Consider the following 10,903-nt stretch of genomic DNA (forward strand, 5'->3'; position numbering starts at 1 on the left):
AGTTCTCCTTCACCTAATATTAAAATTTATCTCTTTACTAACAAGTGAATCTATGTGATCAATGGAATAAAAATACCATTGATCACAGTTTCACCCTACTTATCAATTTTTATGATTTGGTAATGTTCGTACCCGTTTTCCTTCAGAGTATAATAGAATGTCATTTTTTTATGGTCATCTCTTCCATCTGGATAATGGAATGTATATTCCTCTTGTACCTCTACCTTATATTGCTGTCCCCCTATTTTTTGAATGTTTTTAATGACCGGAGGATACGTTCTTTGCTGTATACGCTTCTCTTCCATCGTTTTGAAATACTTCTGTACATCTTGATATTCACTACCACTTGGATCGTAGAAAGATGCAATTCGACTAAAATTATATTGATTAAATGCTGTTTCAAACTCACGGTAGAATCGATTCATAAATTGCTGAATATTTTGCTCTTCTTTCACCACACCAACCGTTTGCGACTTACCTTGTTCAAGGGTTTTCTTATCTAATTGAATAGTGGATATATCATATACCTTCCATTCATCACCACTATAATTTCGCTTCATAACATACGTAGTTTTCACTTTCAAATACTCTTTTTTGCCGTTTTCATATGTAGTGATAATTTCATTCGCTGCAATAACTTGATACATGTTATCCGCTTCTAATGTTGCATCCTCTATATAAAACGATTTTGAATCAAGAGAAAAACGTTCTGTTCTAGCATTATTTACATCCCTTTTTACATCCTCGTAAGCTTTACCGCTCATATCTATATACGGGGATACAATTGAAAAGTTCTTCTCTTTTATTGCTCTCTGGTACGCGCGATTATAGTCCTGAACCTGATTTGAAACTGTTATAACTTCTGTATTTTGAGATTCTCGATTTACTTCTACACTTTCTTCTTCTACTTCTTTTTGTCTCTTTGAATCACTTATATAACTTGGTTCCTCCTCTTCTACGTTTTGATTCATAGAATCCCCAGATTGCTTAGTCGCTGCTAATATTGCAGTCAATCCAAAGACAAAAACTGCGACCATTATTAACGTCCGACATGCATTGAGAAATTGTCTTTCCTCTTTCAAATTAATAGATAAATCTATTTCCTGCAGACTCCCTAAACTTTTACTCCCTTTTGCAGTGGTAACCTGATGCCTATATTCTTTCTGATATAAAGAATACATTGGTAACATATTATTTAGGGTTCTCTGTGCCTCTATATATCTCTCGTATTCAAAATTCCCTCCTTCACGCTCCAATAATATAAATGCTGCACTCAATTGTTTCGCTTCTTCATATAAGTCTTTATGAAAAATGTATTCCCGCTTTAATAAATCTGTATCTGATAAAATTCTGACTATACTTTCCTTTTTCAGCTGTAAGGTATTTAATTTTGAAACACTACTATAATCTATTTTTTCAAAGTGCGACTTTACAGCATTATATTCTTTTTTATACAATTCCCATTCTTTCTTTGCGTAATTGTTCACCGCTGTTTCTAACTTATTAAGGAAAGATTTAATATTATGAAGTATATGTTCCCCTACTTGTTGAAATAAATTTTTGTATTCCTTAAACGTTTGGGCTTCATTATTAAAATTAACTATATTTCTATTTAACTCATCCTGCCTCTTTAAAAATCCTTTGAGATTTTCCAAACGTCCCCAAAAAGGAGTCTTACCAAATATATTTGATTTCCCATATTCCTTATAATCATCTAACAACTGATTTCTTTCGTTGCTTAATCCCACTTTCAACTGTTTTAATTCTTCTTCTTCACCTATATTATTAATCAGGTAAAATAATTCTTTACCTACATTTATTTTTTCTTCATTAAACCTATTAAACTTATTTACCTCTTCAACGAGATTCAGTTCTGAAATAAGTTCCGATTGTTGATTTAATAGAGCACTAATTTTTTGTGAACTCTCCACTATCTCCCCAACAGAATATTTTTTATTATTAAGTATATTAATAGTATGAGCAAAATCTTTTACTTTATTTAGGGACTGTATCCCATTATCATATTTCCTATCTAGGTTAGGAATCATTTCAAAAATTAATTGATTTATCTTCCCTTGCGATTCTACAAAGTCTAGTTTTTGCTTTTCATTTTCTATACAATGTTGTATTTCTTTTAAAGTATTGGCTAGCCCTACATAAGCCTTCTTCTCCTTCAAATAAGGATCAAATTGTAAATTGTCCAACCAATTCTCTAATTCCCTCCAATTGCTCCAATTCATCTGCTCAGCATCATTTTCCACTTTCCCTTTTAATGCGTTACGAGCTGAAACTCCTATTAAATTTTGAAGCATCGGTAACCGTCTCTTTGTATCCATAATAAAGTCTTCTAATGGTTCCTCTTCATCATCATGATGATCAATTTGATTAATAATCCCTGTCGTTTGTAGTCCGTAGTCTTTTAATTTATTTATTTGATTAATCTCTGTAGAAGATCCAACATTTAAATATGAGAATAACCAAATTGCTAAATCAGCCCGTCGCATAAACATCTCTGTAGCTTCTGTATGTAATAAATTTGACGAGTTTAATCCAGGAGTATCAACTAACGTAACCTGTTTTAGAATCTCACTTGGCAGTGTTATCTCCAAAAAGTTTAGACTCTTACGGATAAATGCACCATTTTCTTCCCCTTCAGATGAAATAGTAGCTAATTTCTCAATACTATATGTTTTACAATCTCCATTTTTAAAATACGCAGTTATTCCTCTAACTTCTCCGTATTTTAAAACTGTTACAATTGCTGTTGCTGGTGTTATCTCCGAAGTTAAAATCTCCTCACCTAATAAAGCATTAATAAAGGTGGATTTTCCCGCATTAAACTCCCCAGCAATCATAATGATAGGATTACTATTTATGTCGCTTTTTAATTCTCTAATTTGTCGAAGGTTTTTCTGAAATGTCTTGTCATCTACTAATTCATTTTCTATTTGATCTAATTCATCATTTAGTTTTGACAACCATTGTGGTAACTCACTTCCCATTACTTATCCCCTTTTAACATTTATTTTTCCAAATTATTCTTACCAATCTATTATAAACAAGAATCAACTTATGTAGTAATGTTACTAACAATTTTTTCTAAATCCACCACTGATTTTTGTAATCATACAAAAGCATGATCCTTCTGTAAGCTGCCTCAATAGCTGCAATTAATATTTATTATCCTCGGACTCGCAAGTGGAGCGACTCTTCTTACAGCTTTCATTTACACACTTGCTCAAAGTCTTATTTAACACTTTGTTTCCCCAAATCCCTTTATATATAGAAAAAGCTGCTCGTCTTATAGACAAGCAGCTTTTTAGTTTGTTTCATATATAATTTGGCCTGTTTTCGTAATATCATATCCGCCAATCGCTTTTAATTCATTATGAAATTCTTCTGATTGCAGAATTTCTTTCATAACTTCGATAAGCTCCTCATTTTCTTTATTCTTTAAAATCACTAAATCATACTGCTCTTTCATTATTGGAATAAAGTCTACATTTACAATTTGCGAAACCTTTTCTGACCCTATCCCAACATCAGCTTTTCCATTCGCAACTTGCGAAGCAACACCAAGATGATTTGATTCTTCCCAGTCATATCCACTAATATGTTCTTTATTTAACTTTTGAATTCGTAATTGTTCATCCACTAGCACCCTAATACCAGAACCTTTTTCTCGATTTACAAACTTTATAGAGGACCCGGATATATCAGCCCATGTATTTATTTTCTTGGGATTTCCTTTTTGGACATAAAAACCCACATTTCTTGCCAATAAATTAATCATAATACATGGTTGTCCAACTAAAATACGTTTTACATAAGGAACATTATATATACCCGTTTCACCATCAAATAAGTGTAAACTAACCACACTTCCTTCTCCTTGGTACATCTTCACTAAACTCGTTAAACTACCTTGATACGCTCTTAATATATTAGAATTTGGCAATCGATTTTCTATATGCTTTGCCAACATATCTAACGTTAGTTCTTGACCGCTAATGATGCATGTACTCGAAATACTATTTTCAGCCTTCTTTATAGGAGTAACTTGCACCTTTCCCGTTTTCATTTGCTTTATATATTGCTCTAAATCCGTTGCATCAATGCGCATTTGTCTACCAACCCTATAAGAAGGAAGTTCTTCCTTTTTAATTAAGTCGTATACAGTTAATTTTGATACTTTTAATCGCTTTGCTACTTCTTCCGTTGTGTAGGAATGATGATCCATAGACGATTCCTCACTTTCTTCCTTCATTGTAACAAAGAAAAGAATATTTCTCCTATTTTTTAAAAACAACTCAATCGTTCAAATTATATTCGATTATAACTAGTTATATTTAGTTATATTTAGTTATATTTAGTTATAATTGAATATGTCAAAACGAAAGGGGATTTTTTTATGAACAAATTCACATTACGATCCATCGGGGCACTTATACTTTCTTTCCTTCTTATATTTAGTGCTGCTTGTACAAGTGAGGAAAAGAACGAAAAGTCAGCTGCTAAAGAGGGACAAACAGTCGAACTGACTATATCAGCTGCTGCTAGCTTACAAGATGCATTAAAAGAAATTGAAAAACAATATAAAGAGAAAGAGCCTAATATTAAACTTTCTTTTAACTTCGGTGCTTCTGGTGCACTTCAACAACAAATTGAGCAAGGTGCACCTGCTGATTTATTCTTCTCTGCAGCAGAGGATAAATTCCAAACTCTTGTTAAAAAAGGATTCATTAACGAAAAAGAAGGGAAAAATCTTCTTGGAAATGAACTAGTTCTAGTCGTTCCAAAGGATAGTTCTCTTACAAAATTTCAAGATTTAAAAGATGAAAAAATAAAGAAAATTGCACTTGGTACACCTGAATCTGTACCTGCAGGAAAATATGCAAAAGCTTCTCTCACACATGAAAATCTTTGGAATGACGTTCAAAATAAAATCGTATTTACAAAAGATGTTCGCCAAGTGTTAACATATGTAGAAACAGGTAATGTTGATGCCGGTATTGTATATAAAACAGACGCTCTCGTTTCAGACAAGGTGAAAATCGCAGAGGCAGCACCGGCTAATTCTCATGAGCCAATCCACTATCCTTTGGGTGTTATAAAGGAATCTAAGCATAAGAAAGAGGCGACTTCATTCTATGAGTATTTGCAATCAAAAGATGCACAATCTATCTTTAAGAAATATGGATTTACAATCCTGCCATAATTGCTATGAGCTTTGATACAGTTTTGTCACCTGTCTTTCTATCTTTGCGAGTAGCTGCGTGCGCCACCATTATCGTTACGATTCTGGGAACGATTATTGGACGAGCATTAGCGCGCTCCTCGTGGCGTTATAAAGTACTACTAGAAACTATTTTCTTATTACCAATGGTGCTTCCACCAACTGTTATCGGCTTTTTTCTAATTATCATTTTCGGAAATAACAGTCCCATTGGAAAGTGGATTGAATCATTATTTCAGCAGTCCATTATGTTTACATCTACTGCTGCTATCATTGCTTCTACAGTCGTTGCATTTCCGCTCATGTATCAATCAGCAAAAACAGGATTTTCTATCGCAAATATACAAATTGAAGATGGTGCACGCGACCTTGGTGCAAGTGAGTATCAAGTTTTTCTACACGTTACACTACCGCTTGCATTTCCCGCGCTACTTAGCGGTATGATTTTAAGCTTTGTTCGCGCGCTCGGTGAATTTGGTGCTACTTTAATGTTTGCAGGAAATATACCTGGAAAAACACAAACGATTCCAACGGCGATTTATATGGCTATTGATGCAAGTAATATGCAACTCGCTTGGACTCTTGTCATCATAACGATTAGCATGTCATTATTATTTTTATTATGTATTCAAATCATTAACAAGCGAATTACCACTTCCTAAAGCAGTTTTCGACAAAAGCTGCTTTTTTTATTTCCCGAAAAATAAAATGCCTTAACTAATGACTGAATTTTATTTCTTATTTAAATATACATTTTATTTGAATTCACTTTCTAAAATAGGCAATTTCCTGTTATTATATGGAGGTGTTTCAAAAAATGAAGAAATGAAAACGCATTTATATCGTAAGTTCTTCATCCTGTTTTAGCGATCGGTAATCTTCTACTCTATTAGTGGGGCATTACCGATCGTTAGAACGATATGTAATTATATTGGTATAGAAAACCGAAGGGAGTCTTGTAATGGACATTTTATTAGCGCTTCTTCCTGCAATCGCATGGGGAAACATCTTATTAGTAAGCGTAAAAATGGGCGGTGGTGCATACAGCCAAACGGTAGGTATGACAATCGGTGCTCTATTCTTCGCAACAATTATGTATGTATTTACTCAACCAGCTTTAACAATGACAGTCTTGATTGTTGGTTTTATTTCAGGTTTATTCTGGGCTTTAGGACAAGTAAACCAATTAAAAACAGTTGAAAAACTAGGTGTTTCAACTACTGTAACTATTTCTACTGGTATGCAGCTTGTTGCAACTTCTATCTTTGGAGTTATTGCTTTCCGTGAGTGGACTACTACTACGACGATTGTTCTGGGAACGATTGCAATCCTATTAATCGTAGTCGGTGTTGTATTCACATCACTAGATGATAAAGAAAATGCTCAGCCACCAGGACAATTGAAAAAGGGACTTCTTACTTTAATTGTTTCTACTTTTGGCTATCTTGTATACGTAATTATTATTCGTTGGTATAACATTGATGGTTGGTCTGCTATTTTACCACAGGCGGTTGGTATGTTTGTTGGTGCTGTTGTACTGACATCTAAACATAAACCATTTAACAAATACGCAATTCGTAATGCTCTATCTGGTTTACTATGGGGAACAGGAAACTTATTCTTACTTCTTTCACTACCACGTGTCGGAGTAGCAACAAGCTTCCCATTATCTCAAACTGGAATCGTTATCTCAACATTCGGTGCGATTGTCTTCTTAGGCGAAAAGAAAACAAAACGTCAATTGATCTTTATTGCACTAGGTAGTGTTTTAATTATCGGCGGCGCTGTATTGCTTGGTATGACGAAAGCATAAGCTTATAATTTATCAATCCCTGAAGCATAAATGCTTCAGGGATTTTTGATTATAACTATTTTTCAAATATAATAATCTTCATAGTCCTTTTTATATAGCCTTCCTTCCCTCCAATTGTATTCTCTCCACTACAAGCCGTTTCTTTTTACAAAATTCTCTTAAAAATGGTATCGTTTTTTATAACATATTCTCATCAGAAAGGAATAAAGGATATGCCTAATAAACATCGAATTTTATTTATTGGTGCCGGTCGTATGGCAGAAGCTATATTTGCTGGACTACTTACAACAAGTAAAGAATACATCGAAGAAATTATAGTTTCCAATCGAAGTAACATAGAAAAACTAACGCAACTACAAAGTCAATATGGTCTATCGATTACAACGGATTGGAAGCAGCACATTAAATCTGTAGATACAATTGTTTTAGCAATGCCGCCTGTTGCACATGAACAGCTATTAGCGGATCTATCTCCTCTTCTAACTGATCAATTTGTCGTGACAGTTGCTGCCGGAATCGGACCATCTTATCTAGAAGAAAGACTTCCTCAAGGGACACCTGTCGCCTGGATTATGCCAAATACAGCTGCTGAAATTGGCAAGTCTATCTCTTTATACACGACGGGAAATTCCGTAGAGGAACGACATCATGAAACGTTACAACTTCTTTTAAGAGGTATCGGTACCTCACAGTTTTGTACCGAAGAGGAAGTTCACCAACTTACCGCAGTTACTGGTAGTGCACCTGCTTTTCTCTATCACTTTGCTGAAGGTTTAATTGAGGCAACGAAAAGCTATGGAATTGATGAGGAAACAGCAAAACATCTTGTCATTCAAATGATCGCTGGCTCTGCCGCTATGCTCCAGCAAAATCAGGATCCAGCTATGTTACGTGAACAAGTAACAACACCAGGAGGTTCAACGGCTGAAGGTTTAAAAGTTCTATATGAAAATAATTTTTCAGAAGTCATTCAACAAGCAATTGAAGCGACCAATAAAAAAGCTAGGGGGAATTAATATGACTTTAACAAGTTTAAACGACTACACAACATTACATAACGGCGTAAAAATGCCTTGGTTCGGTTTAGGTGTTTTTAAAGTAGAAGACGGATCAGAAGTAATTGATTCTGTAAAAGCAGCTATTAAAAATGGATACCGTAGTATCGATACAGCTGCCATATATAAAAATGAAGAAGGCGTTGGACAAGCAATCCGCGAATCAGGTATTCCACGTGAAGAATTATTTATCACATCAAAAGTATGGAATAGTGATCAAGGTTACGAGTCAACATTACAAGCATTTGAAACTACATTAGAAAAATTAGGTCTAGAATATTTAGATTTATATTTAGTACATTGGCCCGTAAAAGGAAAATACACTGAATCATGGAAAGCTTTAGAGCAACTTTATAAAGATGGTCGTGTGCGTGCTATTGGCGTGAGTAATTTCCATATTCACCATTTGCAAGACGTATTTGAAATTGCTGAAATTAAGCCTATGGTTAACCAAGTGGAATACCATCCACGTTTAGCACAAGAAGAATTGCACACTTTCTGTAAAGAGCATGGTATTCAGCTTGAAGCTTGGTCACCATTAATGCAAGGACAACTACTAGATCACCCAACATTACAAGAAATTGCTACAAAATATAATAAATCGACTGCACAAGTGATTCTACGCTGGGATCTACAAAATGAAGTTGTAACGATTCCTAAATCAATTAAAGAACACCGCATCATTGAAAATGCGAACATCTTTGATTTTGAATTAAGCTCGGATGATATGAAAGCAATTCAAGCTTTAAATGAAAATCACCGCGTTGGTCCAGATCCGGATAACTTTAACTTCTAATAATCGAAAAGTAAATTAATAGAACAGATTCCCTGATATCAGGGAATCTGTTTCTTAATATATTATTTCAAGAAATTAATACTCTTTTTTTATTATTGACATATAGTTCTTTCCAGTGTTAATATTCTAAATAATCAAAGAAACGAAATATTTAACCATCAAAATGTAATGTCTACAAAGTTGAAACATATAACGTCAGATTATAGCTCAACATGTATATACATATAGAACACCTGATTACCTATATACACATATTTATAATAGGTTTTCTCTTCTGTAGCTACACTTCAAGATATGGACATTATGGCGTTACGAACAACACATTTAGGGAGGAAAGAACAATGAAGAAAAAAGTTGTACCTGTTGTTGCATCTGTTTTAGGGGCAAGTCTACTACTAACTGCTTGTGGGGGAAATAAAGATAATGCAAGCGGAGTGAAAGCGAACGATAAAGCACCTGATAAACAGGCAATTAACTTATCATTCGCTTCAGAAATTCCAACAATGGATGTTGCAAAGGCAACGGATGGGGAATCCATGAACGTAATGCGAAATGTTTTTGAAGGCTTATATGCAATAGGAGAAGATAATAAACCGATTCCTGGTGTTGCTGAGTCGGTTGACGTTAGTCCCGATAAAACAAAATATACATTCCACCTGCGTGATTCAAAATGGTCAAATGGTACTCCTGTAACAGCAAAAGACTTTGTCTTCGCTTGGCAACGTGCCGTAAACCCTGATACAGCAGCTGAATATGCATTCTTATTCTTCGATATACAGAATGCAAAACAAATAAACCAAAAACAATTACCAGTTGATCAATTAGGCATCAAAGCTCTTGATGACAAAACTTTAGAAGTACAACTAGATCGCCCTGTTCCCTACTTCTTAAGCTTAACGACATTTTCAACATTCTTACCAATTAATGAAGACTATTTAAAATCTCAAGGTGACAAATACGGTTTAGAAACAAATCATTTAATTTACAATGGTGCTTTCACATTAGATAACTGGAAACACGAACAAAGCTTCCAATTGAAGAAGAACCCTAACTATTGGGATGCTAAAACTGTAAAATTAGAAGAAATCAACTTCAATGTCGTTAAAGATAAGTCTACAGAAGTTAACTTATATGATTCAGGACAAATTGACCGTGTTGCTTTAACTGCGGAGTTTGTTGATAAATATAAGGGCGATCCAAACTTCAAGGAACGCGCTGAAGTCGGCATTCAATTCTTACGACTAAATCAGAAAAATGCAGTATTAAAAAATCAACATGCACGCCTTGCTATTAACGGAGCAATGAATAAAAAAGCGTACGTAGAAACAATTTTAAATAACGGTGCTATTCCAGCTGAAGGAATGGTTCCTGCGAAATTCGCAAAAAGTCCAGACGGTAATGACTTCCGTAAAGAGAATGGAAATCTAGTCAAAGATGATGTGAAAACAGCGAAAGAAAACTGGAAAAAAGCGAAGCAAGAACTTGGTACTGACAAAGTAACAATTGAACTATTAACAAGTGATAATGCTTTAGCTAAAAAGACTGGTGAATATTTAAAAGGTGAATTAGAAAAAAATCTAGATGGATTAACAGTGAATTTAAAACCACAACCACGTAAACAACAGTTGAAACTACTATTAAGTGGTGATTATGAAATCGGAATTGATGGCTGGGGCCCTGACTTCGCTGACCCAATTACATTCTTAGACTTATTTACAACAGATAGTGCTTATAACTTCGATAAATACTCTAATAAAGAGTACGATGAGCTAATTCATAAAGTGAAAACTGATTTAGCTGGCGATGAAAAAGCTCGCTTTGAAGCAATGAAGCAAGCTGAAAAAATCTTATTACAAGATGGTGCTGTCGCTCCTTTATACCAACAAGGTCGTTCTTACTTACAACGTTCTTTCATTAAAGGACTTGTAACAACTGACTTCGGCGGTGAGTTTAACTACAAGTGGACAGAAGTTGCAAAATAATAAAATAAAAAAAGAGTCACT

General features: G+C 34.4%; 8 protein-coding genes and 1 pseudogene. 7 read left to right on the plus strand and 2 right to left on the minus strand.

Annotated elements, in window-relative coordinates:
• Positions 1–95 precede the first annotated feature (95 nt).
• Positions 96–3,002, minus strand: coding sequence for a dynamin family protein (locus tag CDB3_RS01085; RefSeq protein ID WP_128853257.1), 2,907 nt, complete (start codon positions 3,000–3,002; stop codon positions 96–98).
• Positions 3,003–3,185: 183 nt separating this feature from the next.
• On the opposite strand from CDB3_RS01085, the pseudogene CDB3_RS01090 reads away from it, so the two are divergent.
• Positions 3,186–3,254, plus strand: a pseudogene (locus CDB3_RS01090) (DUF3948 family protein); the annotation flags it as partial.
• A 65-nt stretch (positions 3,255–3,319) separates the two neighbouring features.
• On the opposite strand, the gene CDB3_RS01095 reads toward CDB3_RS01090, so the two are convergent.
• On the minus strand, positions 3,320–4,267 hold the full coding sequence (locus CDB3_RS01095; protein WP_128853258.1) for a substrate-binding domain-containing protein: 948 nt from the start codon (positions 4,265–4,267) through the stop codon (positions 3,320–3,322).
• 144 nt (positions 4,268–4,411) lie between these two features.
• Between CDB3_RS01095 and modA the strand changes: the two genes are divergently transcribed.
• The 6 genes from modA to CDB3_RS01125 all read left to right on the plus strand — a co-directional run bounded on the left by modA (position 4,412) and on the right by CDB3_RS01125 (position 10,882).
• Positions 4,412–5,218 carry a molybdate ABC transporter substrate-binding protein gene (gene modA / locus CDB3_RS01100; protein ID WP_128853259.1) on the plus strand — a complete coding sequence of 269 codons (807 nt, stop codon included), beginning with the start codon at positions 4,412–4,414 and terminating at the stop codon, positions 5,216–5,218.
• 5 nt (positions 5,219–5,223) lie between these two features.
• Positions 5,224–5,898: a molybdate ABC transporter permease subunit gene (gene modB, locus CDB3_RS01105; RefSeq protein ID WP_128853260.1), complete on the plus strand. Its 675-nt coding sequence runs from the start codon at positions 5,224–5,226 to the stop codon at positions 5,896–5,898.
• 299 nt (positions 5,899–6,197) lie between these two features.
• Positions 6,198–7,049: a GRP family sugar transporter gene (locus CDB3_RS01110; protein ID WP_000353549.1), complete on the plus strand. Its 852-nt coding sequence runs from the start codon at positions 6,198–6,200 to the stop codon at positions 7,047–7,049.
• A gap of 212 nt (positions 7,050–7,261) precedes the next feature.
• Positions 7,262–8,065 carry a pyrroline-5-carboxylate reductase gene (gene proC, locus CDB3_RS01115; protein ID WP_128853261.1) on the plus strand — a complete coding sequence of 268 codons (804 nt, stop codon included), beginning with the start codon at positions 7,262–7,264 and terminating at the stop codon, positions 8,063–8,065.
• A 1-nt stretch (position 8,066) separates the two neighbouring features.
• On the plus strand, positions 8,067–8,900 hold the full coding sequence (locus tag CDB3_RS01120; RefSeq protein ID WP_000176914.1) for an aldo/keto reductase: 834 nt from the start codon (positions 8,067–8,069) through the stop codon (positions 8,898–8,900).
• Between the two features lie 341 nt (positions 8,901–9,241).
• On the plus strand, positions 9,242–10,882 hold the full coding sequence (locus CDB3_RS01125) for a peptide ABC transporter substrate-binding protein (RefSeq protein ID WP_128853262.1): 1,641 nt from the start codon (positions 9,242–9,244) through the stop codon (positions 10,880–10,882).
• The last annotated feature ends 21 nt before the right edge of the window (positions 10,883–10,903 follow it).

Source organism: Bacillus sp. CDB3 (genome assembly GCF_002081505.1).
Classification (GTDB): domain Bacteria; phylum Bacillota; class Bacilli; order Bacillales; family Bacillaceae_G; genus Bacillus_A; species Bacillus_A cereus_AT.